Genomic DNA, 19,880 nt, shown 5'->3' with positions numbered 1-19,880 from the left:
GCGGCGGGCGCGGTCGCACTGGGGGCCATCCGCGCCACCGCGGTCCACGTCCTCCCGCGCGGCGACCCGCGGCGCCCGTGGGGCGGCGCGCCGGTGCCGACCGGCACCGCGCTGCCGCTCACCCCGCCGTCGTACTACGGGTACGCGCTGGTGATGGTCGCCCTGGCCGCGCTGGACTGGCCGCCGGGAGTGGTTGGCCGTGCGGCTCGCCGGGCTCGCGCTCCGCACGGGCAACCGGATCGGCACGCACGGGACCACACTCCAGGCGTCCTCCATACGGGGCCGCGGCGCTGGTCGTGGTCGCGCGCGGTGCTGCGGGGCGCGGGCCCCTCGGCCCGGTACGGACGGCGCGGCGATCCCAGGTCGCCCCGGGCTGATCCCGCGGTGATCGGACGCTGTTACCACCCCCGTGGCCTACGTGCCGCCGAAAGGGGCATCGCCGACACACCGTTGACACCTCCGCGGGGTCATGGCCTACTGACCGGATCCACGCGATGTCGTGATGCGCCGGGCGATCGGGTGCCCCGGCTCCAGGGGGACTGCGGTGACCAGAGATCGGTATCCGACGACGGATGAAGTGACCGAGAGTGCTCGGGTGTTGACTGTGCGGTATCCGGACATCTGCCGGTTGGGGGCGGTCGGCAGGTCGCGGGCGGGACGCCCGCTGCTGATGCTGACGGTCGGTCAGGGGGCGCGGAACGTCCTGGTGGTGGCCGGACCGCACGCCAACGAGGCGGCCGTCGGCGGCGCGACCGTACTGCGGCTGGCCGGGCAGATCGCAGCGGCGCGGGAGCGGGGCGAGGACGACGGAAGCGCCTGGCACTTCCTGCTGTGCATCGACCCGGACGGCGCCGCGCTCAACGAGCCATGGCTGGCCGGGCCCTACACACTGCGCGGCCACTACGAGTACTTCTTCCGGCCGTGCGCCGCCGAACAGCCCGAGTGGCTGCCGCGCGACGGCGTCCTCCAGGAGACCGCGCTGCCCGAGACGCGTGCCCTGCTCGGGGTGCTGGACCGGTTGCGTCCGGTGCTCCAGTGCTCGCTGCACGGCATCGACGTCGGCGGCAGCTTCGTCCAGCTCACCAGCGAGGTCCCCGGAGTGCCCGAGCGGATCGGCAAGTCCGCGGCGGAGCTGGACATCCCGCTGGAGAGCGGTTCCTCGGACGCCTTCCAGTGGCCGAGCCCCGGCCCCGGCGTGTACGTCATGCCGCCCGCGTCCGACCCGGCGGCCGGCGACGGCGCACACTCCACCTGGGCGCACGCGCAGCGCTACGACGGTGTCACCGCGATCGTCGAGGTCCCCATGTGGGCCTGCGACCGTACCGCGGACACCACCCCGCACCCCGACCCCGACCACGCCCTGCGTACGGCGGGCGCGGCGCTGCGGCGCGACCTGCCCACCGTGGCGGAGGTGCTGCGGGACATCGGCCCCGAACTCGACGGTGCGGACGGCCCGATCCTGCGGACCGTGCGTGAACTGGTGGGAATCGGCCCCCGGCTGACCGCCGAGTGGGACCCCGCGGTCCGGCCGCCCGACGCAGCCCCACTGCCCCCGATGACGCACGCCCGCGTCACCAGCATCGAGGTGTACGCCCAGCGCGTCCCCCTGCGCGCCGCCGCGATGCTGCGGCGGATCGCCGCGGTGCCGTGCGTGACCCGGCTGGTCGACGAGTGGTGCGCGGCGTACGAGGCGGCCTACCGGCCACGCTGGGTGCCGGTCGCCGACCAGGTCGAGCAGCAGGCACGCAGCGTGCTCGCGGTCTACGAAGAGCTGGGACCGTTCGGGTAGCGGGATGACCGCACGTCCCGCTGCCGCGCTGTCCCGCTCAGGAGGCGCCCGGCAGTGGTTTGCCCAGGCAGACGCTCAGCTCGTCATCGCGGTAGTAGCCGAACTTCGGCACCGGCCGGTACCCGCACGACGTGTACAGACTGATCGCCTCCGGCTGCTTCAGCCCGGTCTCCAGCACCATACGGGTGCGGCCCGCCGATGTCGCGCTCGCCTCCAGCTCGGCCAGCACCGTACGGGCCAGGCCGCGCCCGCGCGCCCCGGGCACCACGAACATCCGCTTGATCTCCGCGTCGCCGTCCGCGAACCCCTCCGGCGACGCGTCCTGTGCCCGCCAGCCGCCGCTGGCCACCGGAGTGCCGTCGGGGTCGTACACCAGCAGGTACACGCCTCGCGGCGGGTCGAAGTGCGCCGCGTCCATGTGGGTCAGATCCCCGTCTCCGTAGCGCTGCACGTACTCGAGCTGCACCAGGTCGTTCAGTTCTACTGCGTCGGGGTCGTCGTAGCGCGTCCTTCTGATCTCCACGGGCCCCATCGTACGGTGCCTCTTCGTACGTACGTCCGGGGTCGCACGCCGGTACGGTCACAGCTCGCCGGAGGGCCCGGGTAGGGTCCAGGGATGCTCACCGTCACCACGAACACCGTGCCGTGGACCGGGAGCCGCGACCGTACCACCAGTAGGAGCATGTTGTGCTCACCGTCACCACCGTGAACGTCAACGGGCTGCGGGCCGCCGCCAGGAAGGGCTTCCTCCCCTGGCTGGAAGCGACCGCCGCCGACGTGGTCTGCCTGCAGGAAGTGCGCGCCGAACCCGACCAGCTCCCGGCGGAGTTGCGCGACCCCGACGGCTGGCACGCCCACCACGCCCCGGCTGCCGCGAAGGGCCGGGCCGGGGTGTCGGTCCTCACCCGCCGCAGGCCCTCCGCGGTGCGGGTCGGCTTCGGGTCCGCGGAGTTCGACGCGTCGGGGCGGTACCTGGAGGTCGATCTGCCGTTCCCCGGTCCCGGGCTCACCGTGGGCAGCCTCTACCTGCCCTCCGGGGACGTCGGCACGGCGCGGCAGGACGAGAAGTTCCGCTTCATGGACGCGTTCGGCGCCCATCTCACCGCGCTGCACGACCGGGCCGCGACCGACGGCACCCACGCGCTGGTGTGCGGCGACTGGAACATCGCCCACACCGAGGCCGACCTGAAGAACTGGCGCGCCAACCAGAAGTCGGCCGGCTTCCTCCCCGAGGAACGCGCCTGGCTCACCGAGGCGTTCACGACCTGGACCGATGTGGTCCGCATGCTGCACCCGGCCACCACCGGCCCCTACAGTTGGTGGTCCTACCGCGGCAGGGCCTTCGACGCGGACACGGGATGGCGCATCGACTACCACGCGGCCACTCCGGACCTCGCCAAGCGCGCCACCACGGCGGTGGTCGAGCGCGCCCCCTCGTACGACCTGCGCTGGTCGGACCATGCGCCGGTCACGGTGACGTACGACGTGTGACCGGCGGCGCGGGGGGCCAGGCGTCGATCCGGCCGGATCACGACCCGCGCATCGTGGGCCGAAGGGTTGACCGCGGACGCGGGAGAGCAGGCCGTCCCCGGCTGCGGGTCCGCGGCCCGCGGCGCCCGCGGGACGGCGCGCCGGTGACGGATCTGGACATCGAGCCGGTGCCCTGCGGCGTCGCCGGCCGCTGACCCGGGAAGCCCGCAGGCGACAGCGGCGGCACCGCAGCGCCGCGGATGTCCGGGGCGCGCCGGGGGAAATCCGTGTGGAGACGGGCCGGAGGCCGGTGGCATGCTGGCCGGGTGAACCGACCGCGTATCACCGTCAGGATCCCCGCCGAACTGCATGTCTTCGTTGCAGTGGAGTGTCGGGGCGACGTGACGGAGGTGGTGACGGACGGAGCGTCGTCACTCGGGCACGTCGTGGAGTCGTTGGGGGTGCCGCTCACCGAGGTCGGGCGGCTGACCGTGAACGGGCGGGAGGTGCGGACGGCGCACGTGCCGACCGCGGGAGAGGACGTACGGGTTCACGGGGTGGAACGGCCGCAGCGGGTGCCGGGGGCGCCGCTGCGCTTCCTGCTCGACGTGCACCTGGGCACGCTGGCCCGGCGGCTGCGGCTGCTCGGGGTCGACGCGGCATACGAGAACGAGGACATCGGCGACGCGGCGCTGGCCGCGCGGTCGGCGGCGGAACGGCGGGTCATGCTGTCGCGCGACCGCGGGCTGCTGCGGCGGCGGGAGATCTGGGCAGGGGCGTACGTCTACAGCGACCGGCCGGAACGCCAACTCCACGACGTCCTGGGACGGTTCGCCCCGGACCTCGCCCCCTGGACCCGCTGTGTCGCCTGCAACGGCCCCCTCGTCGACGCCGACAAGGACTCCGTCCGCGACCGCCTCCATCACGGCACCCGCACGTCCTATGACGTCTTCGCCCAGTGCACCGGATGCCACCGCGTCTACTGGCGCGGCGCCCACCACGCCCGGCTCGAAGCGCTCGTCGACCAGGCCCTCCGCGACCACGGCTCCCGACGGTGAGTCCACAGGGCTCCCCGGACGCGGGGCCCGGGGCGGTACGGGATGGCCGCCCTGCCGCCTGACCGTTCCTGCGGTCCTGCCGCCGAGCTGTCCTGCCGTCTGACCGGCCCGCGGTCCGTCGGACCGGTCCCGCGGTTCGGCCGCCTGACCGTTCCTGCGGTCCTGCCGCCGAGCCGTCCTGCCGCCTGACCGGCCCGCGGTCCGTCGGACCGGTCCCGCGGTGCCGCCGTCTGACCGGCCCCGCGGCCCCCGCGGCACTCCCGTCCCGCCGTCTGACCGGCCCCGCGGTCTCGCCGCCCTGCAGATCATGAACCTGCCGCCTCGCTGTCCCGGCCCGGCCGCCGGTTCCGCCGGCTCACCGTCCCCGTCGACGCGCTGAAACCTGCCGTCCGGCTGACTGAGCGACCCCGCCCCGCCGTCCCGCTCACCGGTCCCTGGTCCTACGGCTGGTCCTACGGGCGAGCCGCCTCGCCGGGTCTGCGGGTGCTTCCCGCCGGCCCTCCGCCCGCCGTGCCCCGGAGGCTTCGCCCGCTCACTGGCCCACGGTCCCACCGGCCCCGCCCCCGCCCTGCCGGGCCCCGCGCCTTCGCCACTCACCACCTGCCGGACCCCCCTAACCGACAATAGAATTGCTCTGGACAAAAAAAGTGTTCGGTGAGAGGGTGGAGGCATGTTGGACGTGAGCGTGATCGAGGACTCGGAGGCGGCAGCCGTCTCGCTGGATCCGATACGGTCCCGGCTGCTGGCCGAACTCGCCGCCGGGCCCGCGTCGGCGACGATGCTGGCCGCACGGGTGGGGCTGCCGCGGCAGAAGGTCAACTATCACCTGAAGGCGCTGGAGAAGCACGGCCTGGTCGAGCTGTCGGGCGAGCGCAGGAAAGGCAACGTCACCGAGCGGCTGATGCGGGCGACGGCGGCTTCGTACGTCATCTCGCCCATGGCGCTGGCCGCCGTGGAGCCCGACCCGGCGCGGTTCCGGGACCAGCTGTCCGCGCGGTGGCTGCTGGCGGTCGCGGCCCGGCTGGTCCGGGACGTCGGGACGCTGATCACCGGGGCGGACCGGGCACGGCAGCGGGTCGCCACCTACGCGCTCGACGGCGAGGTGCGGTTCGCTTCCGCGGCCGACCGGGCCGCGTTCGTCGAGGAACTGACCCGTGGCGTGAGCGCGCTGGTCGCCAAGTACCACGACCAGGACGCCGACGGCGGTCGCCCGCACCGGATCGTCGTCGCCCTGCACCCGACCGTGAAGCCGGCGGCGGGGGAGGAGCAGAAGCCCGTGGAAGGCGCGGGCCGTGACGACCCCGCATCCGTGACGACCCCGCATCCGTGAAGAACAGCACGGCACCCCGAAAGCCCGAACACCCCCGCAGCACGAAAGTCGAGGAATCGCCATGAGGAAGCTGATCGTCAGCGAGTTCCTGACCGCCGACGGTGTCATGGAGGCGCCCAACGAGTGGCACGGACCGTATTTCGACGACGACATGACCCGCACGGTCGCGGGGCAGATGGCCGGGTCCGACGCGCTGCTGCTGGGGCGCAGGACGTACGAGGGCTTCGCCGCGGCGTGGCCCGCGATGCCGGACGCGCCGGGCGCCGACCACATGAACGGGGTCGCGAAGTACGTCGTCTCCACGACCCTGGAAAAGGCCGAGTGGAACAACTCCACGATCATCGCCGTGGACCCGGCCGACACGATCCGCGCGCTCAAGGAGGAGGCAGGCGGCGACATCACCGTCATGGGCAGCGCGACGCTCGTGCAGTGGCTGCTCGGGCAGGGTCTGGTGGACGAGATCGAGTTGCTGGTCGACCCGGTGGTCGTCGGGCACGGCAAGCGGCTGTTCCAGGACGGCCTGCCCACCACCCCGCTCAGCGTGGTGAAGTCCGAGATGTTCGGGTCCGGCGTGCACCACGTTGTCTACGCGCCGCGGCGCGGCTGACCCGCTGTCCCCCTCTCCGTCCGTTCCGTCATACGAAGGAGTCACTGAACGACCATGGGCAAGGAGTTCGAGATCGTCCGCGAGTTCGAGGTGGAGGCCACCCCCGAGGAGGTGTGGGAGGCGGTCACCACGGGCACAGGCGGATGGCTGTGGCCGATGGAGTTCGAACCCAAGGAAGGCGGCGCCGGACCCTTCGGCAGTACCGTCACCGTCTGGGAGCCGCCGCGCCGGTTCATCAGCCGCGCCGACAGTCCCGAGGGGGTGCCGCAGCAGACCTTCAACCAGCTCGAGCACCTCATCGGACCGCGGGAGGGCGGCGGCTCGTGGGTGCGGTACGTGCACAGCGGGATCTTCGTCGACGACTGGGAGAATCAGTACGACGGCGCCGACAAGCACACCGACTTCTACCTGCACACGCTGCGGCAGTACCTGCTGCACTTCGCCGGCCGCCCGGTGACCTTCGCGACCGTGGACGGCCCCACGGCGGCGGGCGCCCCCGATGCCCTGGAGGTGGCCGGCCGCGCGCTCGGCCTCGCCCCACAGGCCGCCGTGGGCGACACCGTCAGCGTCCGGCTTCCCGGTGCGGACGACCCGGTGGCCGTGCTGGACTACCGCAACCCGTACTTCATCGGCCTGCGCACCGACCAGGCGATGTACCGCGTCTTCGGCCGTAACCGCTTCGGCGCGACGGTCGGCGTCTCCGTCCACGACTTCGCCCCCGCCGCCGACGCGGAGCGGATCGGCACGGAGTGGACGCAATGGCTGGAGCGGGTCTACGCGTAGCCCTCGCGTGCGGTCCGGTTTTCCCCGCGTCAGGCCGGGGAGGCGGGCCTCCGTGGAAACCGGCACAACGGCAGGGAGAGCGTGCTGACCACCCGGAGTCCGGTGACGCCTGTCCGCAGGCCCGGAGGTGAGTGACATGGCCACGTACGTCCTGGTCCCAGGCGCTGACGGCTCGGCCTGGTACTGGCACCTGGTGGTACCGGAGCTGCGGGCCCGGGGACACCGGGTGGTGACGCTCGACCTGCCGTCGCACGACGCGTCCGATCTGGACGACTTCGCGGACGCGATCGCGGGGGCGGTCCGGGAGACGGACGGAAGCGGGGACGCGGCGTCTTCCGGGGGCCCGGGCGACCGGCCGCTGATCGTCGTCGCCCAGTCGCTCGCCGGGTTCTCCGCGCCCCTGGTCTGCACGCGGCTGCCGGTGGACCGGCTGATCCTCGTCAACGCGATGATCCCGGCGCCCGGCGAGACCGCGGGGGACTGGTGGGCCGACACCGGGCAGGCCGAGGCGCGGGCGGAGTACGCCGCCGCGATCGGCCGCCACGGCACGGCCGCGGAGTTCGACCCGCGCACCGACTTCTTCCACGACGTGCCCGACGACGTGACGGACGCGGCCTTCGCCCACCCTCCGGCCGGCCCGCCCGCCGGCGTCTTCACCCAGCCCTGGCCCCTCGCCGCATGGCCCGACGTCCCCACCCGCGTCCTCCAGTCCCGCGAAGACCGCTTCTTCCCTCTCGACTTCCAGCGCCGCCAAGCCCACGAGCGCCTCGGCCTCGACGTCGAAGAGGTTCCGGGCGGCCACCTGGTGGCCCTCAGCCGCCCCCGCGAACTGGCGGAGGCGCTGCTGCGGGGGCTGGACCGGGGTGGGGTGGGCGTCGGCTGAAGGGCGGTGATAACCCGGACGGTGGTATCGAGAGAGGAATGTATGGGGCAAAACGGGGCGAAACGGTAGCTAATTGCGGTGTGGCGGGTTCGAGTTTGCAAGGATCGGGGGGATGACTACCGCTCCTCCCGGCGCGCCCGCCGACCGTGAAACCACCGAAAGCCGTGGCCGACGCCGGCACCGAAGGCTTCGTCCTGCCGTGCGGCGACGCTGGACGACGGTGGCGGCCGCGGGCGTGGTGGGGCTGGTCGTACTCGGCGCGGCATACCTGGTCGTCAGCCGGTCCGGTGGGCCGGTGAACGCCCGGGGCGCCGAACAGAGCGCGCGGGAAGCCGTGAGCAGGGGGGCGGCTCCGGCGGGCAGGCACGGTAGCGTTCGCGACGCGTTGCCCACGGTCATCCCGGGTCTCGGCCCGAAGACCCGCGCCGCGATCCCGGCCGCCAGCCGCCAGGTGCTGGTCGCCGCCGGCGCGGCGAAGAACTCCGCCAGTACCGTCGTCACATTGTGGTCCCGTACCGATGACGGGCGCTGGCGCCCCGGTTCGACGTGGCCCGCGCACAACGCCCTGCGCGGCTGGACCCGCACCCACCACGCGGGTGATCTGCGCAGCCCGATCGGCGTGTTCACGCTCAGCGACGCGGGTGGGTTCGAACCCGACCCCGGTGCGAAGCTGCCCTACCACCACTCGTCCAGGTTCCTGGTGGGCGGTGTGGGCTTCGCGGGCGAGCCGCTTGACGACGCGTTCGACTACGTCATCGCCATCGACTACAACCGCGTGGCCGGCACCTCACCGCTGGACGGCTCCCAGCCCCTCGGCGCCGGCCGGGGCGGCGGCATCTGGGTCCACGTCGACCACGGCGGCCCCACACACGGCTGCGTCAGCGTCTCCGCCTCCCACATGGTCGACCTCCTCCACACCCTCCATCCCACCGCCCACCCCGTCATCGTCATGGGCGACCGGGCCTCCCTCTCCACCTGACGCCACCTGTCGGGTCTGCCCTGCGACGTACGCGCGGGGGTCGCCGCCGCTCTGGGCCCCGGTTCAGCCGGCCGTGTGCCCTGGGTCCCGGTTCAGCCGGCCGGCGGCGCCGCCTTCACGGACTCCCGCCGGCGTGACCGGGCGGCCGAGGCGGCGGTTCACCGTCGTCGGCGTCCCGGGGGTGTCCGCTCTCCTCCACGGCTACGGTTCGCACTGACCGCCGACGGCCTCCCGCCCCACCAACTGGCCCGGCAGCCCGCCCGCGACCTGGTACACCCGCTCCTCGGGGAGCAGCGCGGCGGCCTCCCCGGTGCGGCCGGCACGGACAAGGCCGTGGATCTCCCGGGCGAGCGTGGTCACGTCGCGGATGCCGACGATCCACTCGTCCGCGTACCGGCGCACCGCCTCCCCGGACAGGCCGAGTTGGAGCGAGCGGTGGGGCAACGGGCGCAGGCCCAGGTCGCGTTCGGGATCCCACTGGACGCGCGTCGGCGCGACCCTGAGCTGCTGCCGCCACGTCCCGTGGTCGGCGTGCACGCCGACCACGTACTGGGACAGGCAGGCGTGGCGCAGCGCCCAGTCGAAGCCCGACCGGCTGATCTCGACGGCCAGGACGGTCTCCTGGTCCGGCTTCGCAGCCCAGCCGCAGCGGTACATCATCCACAGGAACGACGGTTTGACCCACGTCATCCTGGCCCGGCTCCAGGCGGCGGGGAAGCGGCCGTCGCGGGCCGCGGGCACGCCGATCGCGGGTGCGTAGGCCTGGTAGACGGTGACCGTGGCCGGGGTGTGCAGGGCACGGATGCGGCGGGCGGGTTCCTCCATGGCGTACACCCTGCCGTCACGGCGCGGACCGTGGCCAGCGAATTGACGGACGGGAGTCGGGCGACCTGCGGTCCCCGCCGCCGTTCCACGGCCCCGCACTCCGCCGGGACGCCGCCCCGGGAGGCCCGCCCCGGGCCTTACTCCCGCAGGAGTACAGGCGGTCGTGGCGCGCGATGACCGAGGGAGTACGGCAAGGACATACTGCCGGTCGATGCCGTGCGGGGCCGGTTCCGGGACCCTGAATGAGAACCCGGAGGCGTGAAGCCGGAACCGTGAGGAAGGCAAGGCATGGACCACGACGAGGAACGGCTCACCGCGTTCGCGCGAGGCTGGGCCGAGGCCGAGCGGCGCGGGGACGTCGCGGCGCTCGACGCGCTGCTGACCGACGACTTCACCGCCGTAGGGCCTCGCGGCTTCGTGCTGGACAAGAAGCAGTGGCTCGACCGGTACGCCTCCGGGGCGCTCATCCACGACGCGTTCACCTGGGACGAGGTGACGACCCGGCAGTACGGACGGGCCGCCGTCGCGGTGGGCGTGCAGGCACAGCAGAGCATCTACGACGGGCGCGACGCGGACGGCAGCTTCCGCGTCACCCAGATGATCGTTGAGGAAGACGGCGCCTGGAAGCTGGCGGCCGTCCACCTCAGCCCGACCGGCGGACGCTGAGGGACCGGAGGCGTAGACCATGCGTATCAGCATCAATGTCGCCCACCACGCGTGGCCCGAGGGGCCGCGGGGTTCGGCCGCACAACTGGATCGCGTCGTGAGGACTGCCGACGACATCGGCATCGACACGGTGTGGGTCGCCGACCACCTGCTCCAGGCAGACCCGGCCGGCTCCCCCGGCGAGGCTATGCTGGAGGCGTACACCACCCTCGGCTTCCTTGCCTCGCGCAGTGAACGGGTACGGCTCGGCGCGATGGCCAGCCCCGTCACGTACCGCGCTCCCGGCCTGATCGTGAAAGCCGTCACCACCCTCGACGTGCTCTCCGGGGGCCGGGCCTGGCTCGGCGTCGGCGCCGGGTACGCCGAGCACGAGGCCGCCGCGATGGGCCTGCCGATGCCCGAACTGCCCGAGCGGTTCGAACGGATGGAGGACCTGTTGCGGCTGGCCCGCCGAATGTGGGCGGGCGACGACAGCCCGTTCCTCGGCGCGCACACCGAACTCGCCCGCCCGTACGCCAGCCCGCTGCCGCTCAGCGCCCCGCGCCCGCCGGTGCTCATCGCCGGCAACGGCGAGGCCCGCATGCTGCCGCTGGTCGCCAAGTACGCCGACGCGTGCAACCTGCTGGACGTGCCGCACGGCGGCGCCACGCTCCGCCGCAAGCTCGACATCCTGGCCCTGCACTGCCGCAAGCTCGGCCGGCCGGTCTCCGAGATCGACGTCTCGGCCAGCACCCGGCTGCGCCCCGAGGAGACGGCGGACGAACTCGTCGCCCACTGCCGCCACCTCGCCGACCTCGGCATCGACCACGTGGTCCTGGTGCCGGGCGGCCCCTGGACCCCGGGCGTCCTGAAGACCCTCACCCAGGCGGCCCCGGCCATCAGGGACCTCAACCGGGAGCCCCAGACGGTGTCGAAGGTGGCGTACATCGACGCGTACCGGGTGCCGGCGGTGAGCATTCCGGTCTGATGCCCGTCGCGCCGGGGGAGCCGCACCCCACGGCGCGGGCGGGGCGCCACGGGGCGCTCGTACCGGCTGCGGGTCGCCCGGTTCGGCTGCGGGGCCCGACACGGACCCGGGCCATTGGCCACTGACTGTTTAGACTGACTGCATGAAAGAGTGGGACCTACGGAAGCTGCACGTCCTCCGCGTGCTGCACGACACGGGCACGGTGACCGCCACCGCAGCGGCGCTGCGCACGACGCCGTCCGCGGTGTCGCAGCAACTCGCCGCGCTCTCAAAGCAGATAGGCGCCCCGGTGACCGAGGCGCGCGGGCGCGGCGTACGGCTGACCGGCGCCGCCCACGTACTGCTGCGCCACGCCGAGGTCGTCTTCGCCCAGTTGGAACGGGCCGGCGCCGAACTCGACGGCTACGCGCGGGGCGAGGTCGGCGTCGTCCGGATCGGCACCATCGCGACCGCCATCCACCGCCTGGTCGTCCCGGCCGCCACGCTGCTGCGCCGCTCCGTGCCCGGAATCACGCTCTCCGTCCGGGAGACCGAGGCCGCCGAGGCGTACGAGGAACTGGCCGCGGGCGAAGTCGACCTGGCGCTGTCGCTCGCGGTGGACGCCCCGACCGCCCGCGATCCTCGATTCGTCCTCTTTCCGCTGCTCACCGACCCGCTGGACGTCGCACTGCCGACCGGGCATCCGCTCGCGGGCGTGCCGGGGCTGCGGCTGGCCCAACTCGCCGAGGAACCATGGATCTTCGGCCGTCGCGGGCCGTGGCGCCAGATCACCCTGGCGGCCTGCGCCGACGCCGGGTTCGTCCCCGAGCAGACGCACGCCGCCGTGGACTGGCCGGCCATCTTCTCCCTGGTCGCGGCCGGTATGGGGATCGCGCTCGTGCCGCGGATGGCCACCGCGGGCGGGCTGCGTCGCGAGGTCGCCGTCAGGCCGCTGGACGCCGACCGGCCGCTTCGGCGGATCGTGGGGGCGGTGCGCGGCGGAGCCGAGGACGCGCCCCTGCTGCGGAGGACGTTGGGGGCGCTGCGGGAGGCGGCGGAACTCGACCCGCTTGTTCAGGTCAGCTGAAAGATCGATTCAGAAAGTATCGATGGACGTGAAGGGTCGGGGGAGGTGAGAGTAGAGGCATGACACGAGACGAGGCGGCGGGGCGACACAACGGTGCGGTACAGGACACCGTGGGCGCGCGCGAGGGCGCGGCAGGAGAGGGGAATGAGGTGGAATGAGGTCATGACGACTACGGAACACGAGAGCTTCACCGCGCTGACCTCTTTCGCGGGGGACGCACTGCCCTATGGCGGAGGGCACCCGTACGCGGACTACCGCAAGGCCGAACTGCCTTTCGCAGGGCTGGTGGACCTCGCCGACCGGAGGCTGGGCGCCGGAGTGATCGCGGCGAACGACGAGTTCTTCGCCCAACGCGAGAATCTGCTGGTGCCGGAACCTGCCGTCTTCAACCCCGAGCACTTCGGTCACAAGGGCAAAGTGATGGACGGCTGGGAGACGCGGCGGCGGCGCGGCGTGTCCGCGCAGGTCCCGCATCCTGACCCGGCGGACAACGACTCGGCGCTGGTACGGCTCGGAGTTCCCGGGGTCATCCGCGGCATAGTCGTCGACACCGCCCACTTCCGCGGGAACTACCCCCAGGCCGTCTCCGTCGAAGCCACCGCCCACTCTCTGTCGGCCGCGCCCGAGGACCTGCTCGACGCCGGGGTGGAGTGGACGGAGCTGATCCCGCGCACCCCGGTCGGCGGGCACGCGGAGAACGCCTTCGCGGTCCACGTCGAGCGGCGCTTCACCCACCTGCGGTTGCGGCAGTACCCGGACGGCGGCGTCGCCCGACTGCGGGTGTACGGGGACGTGGCCCCCGACCCGGGCTGGCTCAGCGAACTGGGCACCTTCGACCTGGTCGCGCTGGAGAACGGCGGCACGGTGGAGGACGCGTCCGACCGCTTCTACTCGCCGCCGGAGCACACCATCCTTCCGGGCCGCTCCCGGCAGATGAACGACGGCTGGGAGACCCGCCGCCGCCGCGACACCGGCCACGACTGGATCCGTTACCGACTCGTCGACCAGGGCACGATCCGAGCCGTGGAAATCGACACGGCCTATCTCAAGGGCAACTCGGCGGGCTGGGCGGCCCTCTGGGCCCGTGATGGCGCCGACGGGGAATGGGTCCCACTCGTCCCCCGAGTCCGCCTTCAGCCGGACACCGTCCACCGCTTTCTGGTCAACCCCGTCCCCGCCACCCACGCCCGGATCGACATCTTCCCGGACGGCGGCATTTCCCGGCTGCGCCTCTACGGCTCCCTGACGGAAGGCGGCACCGCGCGGCTGGCCGAGCGAATAGCAGCGATCAGCTGAGCGGGGCGGCTGCGGCGCCGGCTGGGAAGCGGCGTGGCGTGCGGAGGAGGCAGGTCGGCGGGAGCGGTGGGCCGCGGGGGTTCCGGGTCCGGCAGATGCTGCCGCTCTGAGGCGATGGGCTGGCGGGGCGGGCACCGGTGTCAGGCCCGAGGGCCCAGGATCTGCTCCGACCAGGAGACCAGGTGCCCGAACAGGCCGATGCGACGCGGCAGGACCGTGGCGTCGTCCCCGCCGACGTCGTAGGAGGCAGAGCCGACGGGAGTGCCGGAGGCGAGCCGGGTGAGCATCAGCGGGGCGAGCCAGCAGTATTCCGGTGACACACAGCTTGAGCACCGCGCTGCCGCCCGCACCGGTACACCGCCAGACACCGCCGGTCGTCTGGTTGAGCACGCTGTGCGTGAGCGGGGTGGATGTCCAGCCGCCCGGGCCGGCCCCTCCGAGCACCGCCGCCACGGAGGCGGGCACGCCCGGCGCTCCACCGGGCCAGGCGGCGCCGGCCCCGGCCTGCACCCGGGCCCCGGGTCCTGCCCTGTGCTCGGGGTCAGTGTCGTGGTCGGTCTTCCTGCTCGCTCCCTGCGCGGGCGGCCTCGTGCCTCGGCCGCCCACTCCAGGAGCTCGGGCGTCAGCCTCCCCGGGAGCTGTCACTGCGCTCCGAACCGCGCCAGCAACTCCTCCTTGCCGAACATGCGGGCCGTGTCGATGGCGGAGGGCGTACCGGCGGCGGGGTTGGCGCCGCCGTCCAGGAGGGCGCTGATCACGTCCTGCTCGCCCTTGAAGACTGCTCCGGCCAGCGGTGTCTGGCCGCGGTCGTTGGCCCGGTCCGGTTCCGCGCCGCGGTGGAGCAGGGACCGTACGGTCTCCGCGTGGCCGTGGTAAGCGGCGAGCATGAGGAGGGTGTCGCCGCGGTCGTTGGTGAGGTCGGCGGGCACGCCGGCGTCGACGTAGGCGGCGAGCTTGGCGGTGTCGCCCTGCCGGGCGAGGCCGAAGACCTGGGCGGCGAGCTGGAGGACCTCGGGGTCGTGCGCCGGGTCGTTGGCGGATGCGGAATCGGGCGTGGGTTCGGTCATGGAGCCCACCCTAAACAGAAGGGCAGTCACCGTTGAAGAAGGAGATCATCACCCGTCTCGGGGCACCGTCGCCGATCCGCACGTCCACCGGGACGCAGGCGCGGCCGTTCCCCGCGACGAAGAAACCGCCGGGGAAGGTGGTGGTGGAGCCCGCACAACCGTGGAAGGTGACGGCCGGAGCCGGGCTGGTGCCGTAACCGCCGCCGTACTCCAGCCCGGCGCGGGCGCGTTGCTCGGTGCCGATGACGACGGTGACCACCGCTCCGGACCGGATGTCGGGGCCGATCCGGTAGTGCCAGCCGTCGGAGTTCTGGATGCCGTAGGTGGTCTGCCGGCCGGTGGCCAGCGTGCCCAGACCCTTCCAGGTCAGCGGGCCGACCGTCACATCGCTCCCGGCCGCCGCTGAAGGGCCGGTGGAGGGGGCGCCGGTGGGCGTGGTCGGGCCGGAGGCTCTCGAGTACCTGGTGGGTGGGGCGGCCCAGGCGGGTGGCGGGCTGCCGTTCGCAAGGCGGTCGGACATGCCGTCGACGCACTCCACAGGTCGGGGGTGCTCGATGCTGCCGACGGGGGGCAGGGCAGAGGCGGAGACCGTCGGCGCGGTGGCCGGGACGTGCGTGTGCGTGCCCAGCGAGCAGCCGGTGACCAACGCCAATGCCCCACTTGTCACGCACAACGCGCGTAACACTCGACCTGACATGAGCATCACCCCTCAGTCAGGACGGTACGTCCTCAGCCGAGCGGCGGCCAGACCACCAACTGCCGTACGAGATCGCGGTCCCCGGTGACGACGCCGAACCGGCCCCCACCGGGCGGTGGTCGGGCAAGAAAGCTTCACGCGGCCTGCGCCTTTGCTGCTCGTACGGTGACGCTTCGGGCAGCCGGGCAGCCGGGCAGCCGGGCAGCCGGGCAGCCCGGTGGTCCGGTTACCGGACCCGGTGACCGGGCCGGTGCGGGGATTTCGCCGCCCGACCGCATGCTCCACGCCACCCGGGGTACGCGCGGGGTTCAGCAGCCAGAGAGGCCAACGCGGCGAGAGGAACCAGAAGCGATGACCGACATCAACCCCGACGGTGCCCTGCCCCCCGCGCAGCGCGCACTCCACGAGATCGCCCACGGAAGCGAGAACGTCGTCGCGCTGAGCACCCTCGCGGTGAGCGAGGTGCTGCTCCCGGTGCCGGCCGCCGACGAGTACCCGGAGGGTGTCAGCGGCGCCGAGCTGCCCCGGGAGATCCAGCTCCCGGTCTACGAACAGGAGGACGGCCGCCAGCTCGTCCCGGTCTTCACCTCCGAGACCCGGATGGCCGAGGCACTCCCGACCACCAGCCGCTACCGTCTGGTCCAGCTCGCCGCCCTCAGCGGCGCCTGGCCCTCCGACGACCTCATCCTCTCCATCGACACGGGCAGCCCCGACGCCCTCAGCATCTCCGGTGAGGGTGTCCGCGCCCTGGCCGGCCTGGTCGGCGGCAACTGACCCCTGCGGGTCGCGCCACCAGTGCGGGCCGGAGCCCGCCCCCGTCCGCCGGGCGCCCACTCGTCCCGGCGGCGGGGACGGGCGCGCCCGGAGCTCCGGCCGGACCACCCGGCCCCGCCCCGCGGATCACGCACAATCACCGGGGGTGGTGGCTCCGAGCCCTGAGCGTGAGGGCGGCCGCGGGGGTCGTGGCGAACGATGACCCCGCCCGGCGTCCCGGAAGGCACCGGGCGCCGGGCGGGTGCGTTCGTTGCGGCCGCCGGGGCCGCTCAGCCTCGGTAGACGGTCAGGCCGCGCGGGATCTTGTCCAGGAGGAGGCCGCCGGGGGCGGGGGCGACCTCGCCGTCGTAGGCGAGGCGGACGCCTTCGCTGGGGACGCGGACGCGGAGGCGGGAGACGGTCGTTGTCGTGTAGACCGGGGAGCCGGTGAGGACGCCGGTCAGCGCCGCGCCGAGGAGGCGGGTGCGGGCGAAGGGGCCGCCGTCGACGATGCGGACGTCGAGGACGCCGTCGGACAGGTCGCGCCGCCGCACCGGCGCCAGGCCCCAGCTCGAGTAGCGGCAGTTCCCGGCGAAGAGCAGCCACACCGAACGCGGTCGGCCGTTGACCTCGATGGCGACCGGCGAGCAGGTCCGCAGGACGTGGACGGCGGCCAGCACGCTGGCCGGCCAGCTGCCGACCCGCCGGGACCAGCGTTCGCGGATCCGGACCAGATCGGGGTACGAGCCGATGCTGAAGGTGTTCAGGAAGATCGCCGAGGTGCCGTCGGCGAGGTCGGTGCGGCGCGCCACGTCCACGGCGGTGGCCCGGCCGGACTGTACGGCCGTCGCGGTGTCCTCGATCGAGGTCAGGCCGAGGTCGAGCGCGAAGTGGTTACGGGTGCCGCCGGGGAAGACCGCCAGCGGCAGGCCGTGCCGGAGCGCGACCGAGGCGGCTCGGGAGACCGTGCCGTCCCCGCCGCACACCCCGAGTGCCCCGCCCTGCTCCACCGCTGACTCGGCGGCCTTCTCCAGCAACTCGGTGAGATCGTCGTCCTCGGTGCGCTCGACCACCTCGGCCTGCGGGAGAGCGGCCCGGATCCGGTCGGCCGGCGAGGTCAGCAGCACCGGCGGGCCGGACGCCGCGTTGACCACCACGTGCAGGCCCTCGCCGTCGCGCGGAGCCGGAGCCCGGACCGCGGGCCCCGGCTCCGGCTGCCGATCGGCCGGCGGGAGCAGCGCCCGTACGGCCAGCGCCGCCCCTATTCCCAGCGCGCAGCCCACCACCACGTCGCTCGGGTAGTGCACTCCGGTGTAGACGCGGGAGAAGGCCACGCTCGCGGCGACCGGGGCGAGTGCCGTGCCCCAGGCGCCCGACTCCGTCGCCGCGCCCGCGGCGAAGGCGGCAGCCGACGCGGAGTGGCCGGAGGGGAAGGAGGAGGTGACCGGCTGCCGGTGCAGCCGCCGTATCACCGGGACGGTGCCGAGGATCGGCCGGGTCCGCCGTACGGCGCCCTTGCCGACCACGTTCACCGTCAGTGAGGCCAGTGCGAGTGAGCCCAGGCCGCGCACGGCGGCCCGCCGCCCGCCCCGGCCTCCGGTGGCCGCCATGCCGGCGGCCACCGCGAACCACAGCCGCCCGTGGTCGGCAGCGCGGCTCAGCCGCGGCAGCACGGGCTCGGCGCCCGGCCAGTGCCGGTCGGCGACCTGGGCGAACATCGCACGGTCCCAGTTCTTCCAGCGATACGTCATGACGCTCCGTTTACCCTCGGTGAGTCGCGGCACGCCCGCCGTACGCTCCGCGGGGTGAGCGGGCTCCAGGGAGTCGTGCGGGACGCCCGAGGGCTGTGCGGCTGCCGATGGCGGGGGCCGCGTGGCGCGCGGGTCCTGGACGAGCCGGGCCGGCCGCCCGGCCAGGAGGAGGGCACCGAACCGGGCACGGGCCGCTCGCACGACGGCATGACCGCCGCCGTCGAGACGCACCCGCGCATCCGGGTGACGTCGGCGAGGCGGCCGGGGTCGAGCCGCCGATCGGCGCCCGGGGCAGGAGACCGCAACCGGCCGCTGGTGCGGGACGGCGTGCGGGGGTGGATCGTGGGCGGGGAAGGCCTCTACCTGAGAGAGGTCCACGTGAGAGAGGTCCACGCAGCGGAGGTGCGGAATGCGGCTCGCCCTGCCCTACGACGTCAGGCCCGACCCAGGGCTGCCGGTGCCGCCCTACTGGGAGGCCCACCTGACCGCCCGTGCGGGCGCGGAACCGCCCGGTGGCGGACCGTTCCTGCTGGAGGCCGCCTGCGGGTACTGGGGGCGGCGCGGGCTGGCCGGCGACGCACGCCACGTACTGGCCGCGCCGGGCGCCGAGGTGCTGCTGCTGGCGCTGCTGGCCGCGGTGGACGGCGACCTCGTTCTCGCCCGGCCGTGCGCCGCCTGGCAGACCCCGCTGGCGGGGCTGCTCGGCCGGCGCGCGCACACCGCGCCCACCGCGGCGGAGGGCGGGGGAGTGCCTGATCCGTTCGCGCTCCTGGAGACGGTACGGCGGGCCCGCGCGGACGGCGGCGAGCCGCGACTGCTGGTGCTGGGCGCGGTGGACGACCCCAGCGGTACGGTCACCGCGCCCGAGCTGCTGCACGAGACGTGCGAGGCCGCGGCCGAGGCGGGTCTGCTGATCGTCTCCGACGAGACGTACAGCGACACCCTGCACCACCACGACACGGTGCTGCTCAGCCCGGCCGAGATGCTGCCGGACCACACGGTGGTCCTCACCGACCTCGGCGCGACCCTCGTCCCGGCCACCGTGCCGGCCGCCCTGGCCCGCTTCCCCGGCACCGGGCACGGCACGTCCTGGCGGGACCGGACGGCGGGCGTGCTGGCCGCGCTGCGCGCCGTACTGCCCGCGCCGGTCGCCGCCGCCACCGCGTACGTGCTGGGCGAACCGGTCGACGTCACCGAGCACGCCGCCGCCGCGAACCGGCTCCACGCGCGGATCGCCGCCGCCGCGTACCGCGCGGTCACCCAGGCGGGTGCGCTGTGCCGCCCGCCGAAGGCCGGTTTCCAGCTCTATCCCACGGTGCGCACCCACGACCTCGACGCGGCGGCCGTCGAGGAGTACCTCACCGCCGTGCTCGGCCGGCCCGTGCTCGGCGGCCACCGCTTCGGTGACGACCCGCACGAGCCGCGGGTCCGCGTCGACACGGGCCCGCTGCACGGTGCCACCGAAACCGAACGGCGTACGGCGCTGGCCGCCGCCGATCCGCTCGCCGTCCCCCACACAGCCGCCAGGCTCGCCGCCCTGACCTCGGCGTTCGCCGCCCTCCCCCGCTCCGGCGGGGTCGGCGACGCGGCCGGCACGGGATCGCGGCCCCGCGGCGCCTGACTTACCTTCGGGAGATCTCCGGTTGCCGCGAGCGAGCCGCGTCCGCGAAGGAGCCCAGATGACCCACCCCACGGAGCCCCCTCTCGCCCCGACCACGCCCCACCCGCCCGCCCCGCCGGCCGGCACCCGCGGGTTCGCCGAGCCGTCTCGTACCTCGGCAGCGCACGGCCGGTCGGCCGGGGACGGCGTGGGGACCAGCCGACCGGCGGCGAACGGGGCCGTGGCCGGGGACCGGCCTGCGGCCGGATAGTCCCCGCCCACCGCGCCTCGTC

General features: G+C 73.8%; 20 protein-coding genes. 14 read left to right on the top strand and 6 right to left on the bottom strand.

Annotation, left to right across the window (positions count from 1 at the left end; translation table 11 throughout):
- Nucleotides 1-577 precede the first annotated feature (577 nt).
- Nucleotides 578-1,789, top strand: a complete 1,212-nt coding sequence (locus VIW71_RS00930; RefSeq protein ID WP_331619848.1) for a M14 family zinc carboxypeptidase — start codon at nt 578-580, stop codon at nt 1,787-1,789.
- Between the two features lie 37 nt (nt 1,790-1,826).
- Here the strand turns inward: VIW71_RS00930 and VIW71_RS00925 are convergent, their stop codons facing one another.
- Nucleotides 1,827-2,321 (bottom strand): GNAT family N-acetyltransferase, encoded by a 495-nt coding sequence (locus tag VIW71_RS00925; RefSeq protein WP_331619846.1) that lies wholly within the window; start codon nt 2,319-2,321, stop codon nt 1,827-1,829.
- A gap of 155 nt (nt 2,322-2,476) precedes the next feature.
- Here VIW71_RS00925 and VIW71_RS00920 point away from each other — a divergent pair, with 155 nt between their 5' ends.
- From VIW71_RS00920 to VIW71_RS00890, 7 genes are all read left to right on the top strand, one after another.
- On the top strand, nt 2,477-3,280 hold the full coding sequence (locus VIW71_RS00920; protein ID WP_331619845.1) for an exodeoxyribonuclease III: 804 nt from the start codon (nt 2,477-2,479) through the stop codon (nt 3,278-3,280).
- A 305-nt stretch (nt 3,281-3,585) separates the two neighbouring features.
- Entirely contained in the window at nt 3,586-4,317 is a 732-nt protein-coding gene (locus VIW71_RS00915) for a Mut7-C RNAse domain-containing protein (protein ID WP_331619844.1), read from the top strand.
- A 670-nt stretch (nt 4,318-4,987) separates the two neighbouring features.
- The gene (locus tag VIW71_RS00910; RefSeq protein ID WP_331619843.1) at nt 4,988-5,647 is read left to right on the top strand and encodes an ArsR/SmtB family transcription factor; all 660 of its coding nucleotides are present in this window, start codon (nt 4,988-4,990) and stop codon (nt 5,645-5,647) included.
- Between the two features lie 61 nt (nt 5,648-5,708).
- Nucleotides 5,709-6,254: a dihydrofolate reductase family protein gene (locus VIW71_RS00905; RefSeq protein ID WP_331619841.1), complete on the top strand. Its 546-nt coding sequence runs from the start codon at nt 5,709-5,711 to the stop codon at nt 6,252-6,254.
- Nucleotides 6,255-6,308: 54 nt separating this feature from the next.
- Nucleotides 6,309-7,037, top strand: coding sequence for an SRPBCC family protein (locus VIW71_RS00900; RefSeq protein WP_331619840.1), 729 nt, complete (start codon nt 6,309-6,311; stop codon nt 7,035-7,037).
- Nucleotides 7,038-7,173: 136 nt separating this feature from the next.
- Nucleotides 7,174-7,920 carry an alpha/beta fold hydrolase gene (locus tag VIW71_RS00895; protein WP_331619839.1) on the top strand — a complete coding sequence of 249 codons (747 nt, stop codon included), beginning with the start codon at nt 7,174-7,176 and terminating at the stop codon, nt 7,918-7,920.
- Nucleotides 7,921-8,119: 199 nt separating this feature from the next.
- Nucleotides 8,120-8,899: a L,D-transpeptidase family protein gene (locus VIW71_RS00890; protein WP_331619838.1), complete on the top strand. Its 780-nt coding sequence runs from the start codon at nt 8,120-8,122 to the stop codon at nt 8,897-8,899.
- Between the two features lie 201 nt (nt 8,900-9,100).
- On the opposite strand, the gene VIW71_RS00885 is transcribed toward VIW71_RS00890, so the two are convergent.
- Entirely contained in the window at nt 9,101-9,724 is a 624-nt protein-coding gene (locus tag VIW71_RS00885) for a DUF4291 domain-containing protein (RefSeq protein ID WP_331619837.1), read from the bottom strand.
- 288 nt (nt 9,725-10,012) lie between these two features.
- Between VIW71_RS00885 and VIW71_RS00880 the strand changes: the two genes are divergently transcribed.
- The 4 genes from VIW71_RS00880 (at nt 10,013) to alc (ending at nt 13,719) form a co-directional block, all read left to right on the top strand.
- Nucleotides 10,013-10,390 (top strand): nuclear transport factor 2 family protein, encoded by a 378-nt coding sequence (locus VIW71_RS00880; RefSeq protein WP_331619835.1) that lies wholly within the window; start codon nt 10,013-10,015, stop codon nt 10,388-10,390.
- A gap of 19 nt (nt 10,391-10,409) precedes the next feature.
- Complete coding sequence (locus VIW71_RS00875) at nt 10,410-11,357, top strand: TIGR03560 family F420-dependent LLM class oxidoreductase (RefSeq protein ID WP_331619834.1); 948 nt, start codon at nt 10,410-10,412, stop codon at nt 11,355-11,357.
- 142 nt (nt 11,358-11,499) lie between these two features.
- On the top strand, nt 11,500-12,423 hold the full coding sequence (locus VIW71_RS00870) for a LysR substrate-binding domain-containing protein (protein ID WP_331619833.1): 924 nt from the start codon (nt 11,500-11,502) through the stop codon (nt 12,421-12,423).
- Nucleotides 12,424-12,585: 162 nt separating this feature from the next.
- On the top strand, nt 12,586-13,719 hold the full coding sequence (gene alc / locus VIW71_RS00865; RefSeq protein ID WP_331619832.1) for an allantoicase: 1,134 nt from the start codon (nt 12,586-12,588) through the stop codon (nt 13,717-13,719).
- A gap of 140 nt (nt 13,720-13,859) precedes the next feature.
- Here alc and VIW71_RS00860 read toward each other — a convergent pair whose 3' ends face one another.
- From VIW71_RS00860 to VIW71_RS00850, 3 genes are all read right to left on the bottom strand, one after another.
- Nucleotides 13,860-14,039 (bottom strand): hypothetical protein, encoded by a 180-nt coding sequence (locus VIW71_RS00860; protein ID WP_331619831.1) that lies wholly within the window; start codon nt 14,037-14,039, stop codon nt 13,860-13,862.
- 321 nt (nt 14,040-14,360) lie between these two features.
- Nucleotides 14,361-14,786 (bottom strand): ankyrin repeat domain-containing protein, encoded by a 426-nt coding sequence (locus VIW71_RS00855; protein ID WP_331619829.1) that lies wholly within the window; start codon nt 14,784-14,786, stop codon nt 14,361-14,363.
- A gap of 10 nt (nt 14,787-14,796) precedes the next feature.
- Nucleotides 14,797-15,438 (bottom strand): hypothetical protein, encoded by a 642-nt coding sequence (locus tag VIW71_RS00850; RefSeq protein ID WP_331619827.1) that lies wholly within the window; start codon nt 15,436-15,438, stop codon nt 14,797-14,799.
- A 396-nt stretch (nt 15,439-15,834) separates the two neighbouring features.
- Here VIW71_RS00850 and VIW71_RS00845 point away from each other — a divergent pair, with 396 nt between their 5' ends.
- Complete coding sequence (locus tag VIW71_RS00845; protein WP_331619826.1) at nt 15,835-16,257, top strand: SseB family protein; 423 nt, start codon at nt 15,835-15,837, stop codon at nt 16,255-16,257.
- Between the two features lie 269 nt (nt 16,258-16,526).
- On the opposite strand, the gene VIW71_RS00840 is transcribed toward VIW71_RS00845, so the two are convergent.
- On the bottom strand, nt 16,527-17,987 hold the full coding sequence (locus tag VIW71_RS00840) for a bifunctional phosphatase PAP2/diacylglycerol kinase family protein (RefSeq protein WP_331619825.1): 1,461 nt from the start codon (nt 17,985-17,987) through the stop codon (nt 16,527-16,529).
- A gap of 409 nt (nt 17,988-18,396) precedes the next feature.
- Between VIW71_RS00840 and VIW71_RS00835 the strand changes: the two genes are divergently transcribed.
- On the top strand, nt 18,397-19,608 hold the full coding sequence (locus VIW71_RS00835; RefSeq protein WP_331619824.1) for an aminotransferase class I/II-fold pyridoxal phosphate-dependent enzyme: 1,212 nt from the start codon (nt 18,397-18,399) through the stop codon (nt 19,606-19,608).
- The last annotated feature ends 272 nt before the right edge of the window (nt 19,609-19,880 follow it).

The organism is Streptomyces sp. (assembly GCF_036524955.1).
Taxonomy (GTDB): domain Bacteria; phylum Actinomycetota; class Actinomycetes; order Streptomycetales; family Streptomycetaceae; genus Actinacidiphila.
This window is presented reverse-complemented; position numbering and strand designations above follow the sequence as displayed.

Bases quoted from the DNA above. Each gene is read 5' to 3' on its own strand.
- VIW71_RS00925 (WP_331619846.1), bottom strand. From the start codon at position 2,321: ATGGGGCCCGTGGAGATCAGAAGGACGCGCTACGACGACCCCGACGCA.
- VIW71_RS00910 (WP_331619843.1), top strand. From the start codon at position 4,988: ATGTTGGACGTGAGCGTGATCGAGGACTCGGAGGCGGCAGCCGTCTCG.
- VIW71_RS00905 (WP_331619841.1), top strand. From the start codon at position 5,709: ATGAGGAAGCTGATCGTCAGCGAGTTCCTGACCGCCGACGGTGTCATG.
- VIW71_RS00900 (WP_331619840.1), top strand. From the start codon at position 6,309: ATGGGCAAGGAGTTCGAGATCGTCCGCGAGTTCGAGGTGGAGGCCACC.
- VIW71_RS00895 (WP_331619839.1), top strand. From the start codon at position 7,174: ATGGCCACGTACGTCCTGGTCCCAGGCGCTGACGGCTCGGCCTGGTAC.
- VIW71_RS00885 (WP_331619837.1), bottom strand. From the start codon at position 9,724: ATGGAGGAACCCGCCCGCCGCATCCGTGCCCTGCACACCCCGGCCACG.
- VIW71_RS00880 (WP_331619835.1), top strand. From the start codon at position 10,013: ATGGACCACGACGAGGAACGGCTCACCGCGTTCGCGCGAGGCTGGGCC.
- VIW71_RS00875 (WP_331619834.1), top strand. From the start codon at position 10,410: ATGCGTATCAGCATCAATGTCGCCCACCACGCGTGGCCCGAGGGGCCG.
- VIW71_RS00870 (WP_331619833.1), top strand. From the start codon at position 11,500: ATGAAAGAGTGGGACCTACGGAAGCTGCACGTCCTCCGCGTGCTGCAC.
- alc (WP_331619832.1), top strand. From the start codon at position 12,586: ATGACGACTACGGAACACGAGAGCTTCACCGCGCTGACCTCTTTCGCG.
- VIW71_RS00855 (WP_331619829.1), bottom strand. From the start codon at position 14,786: ATGACCGAACCCACGCCCGATTCCGCATCCGCCAACGACCCGGCGCAC.
- VIW71_RS00845 (WP_331619826.1), top strand. From the start codon at position 15,835: ATGACCGACATCAACCCCGACGGTGCCCTGCCCCCCGCGCAGCGCGCA.
- VIW71_RS00840 (WP_331619825.1), bottom strand. From the start codon at position 17,987: ATGACGTATCGCTGGAAGAACTGGGACCGTGCGATGTTCGCCCAGGTC.
- VIW71_RS00835 (WP_331619824.1), top strand. From the start codon at position 18,397: ATGCGGCTCGCCCTGCCCTACGACGTCAGGCCCGACCCAGGGCTGCCG.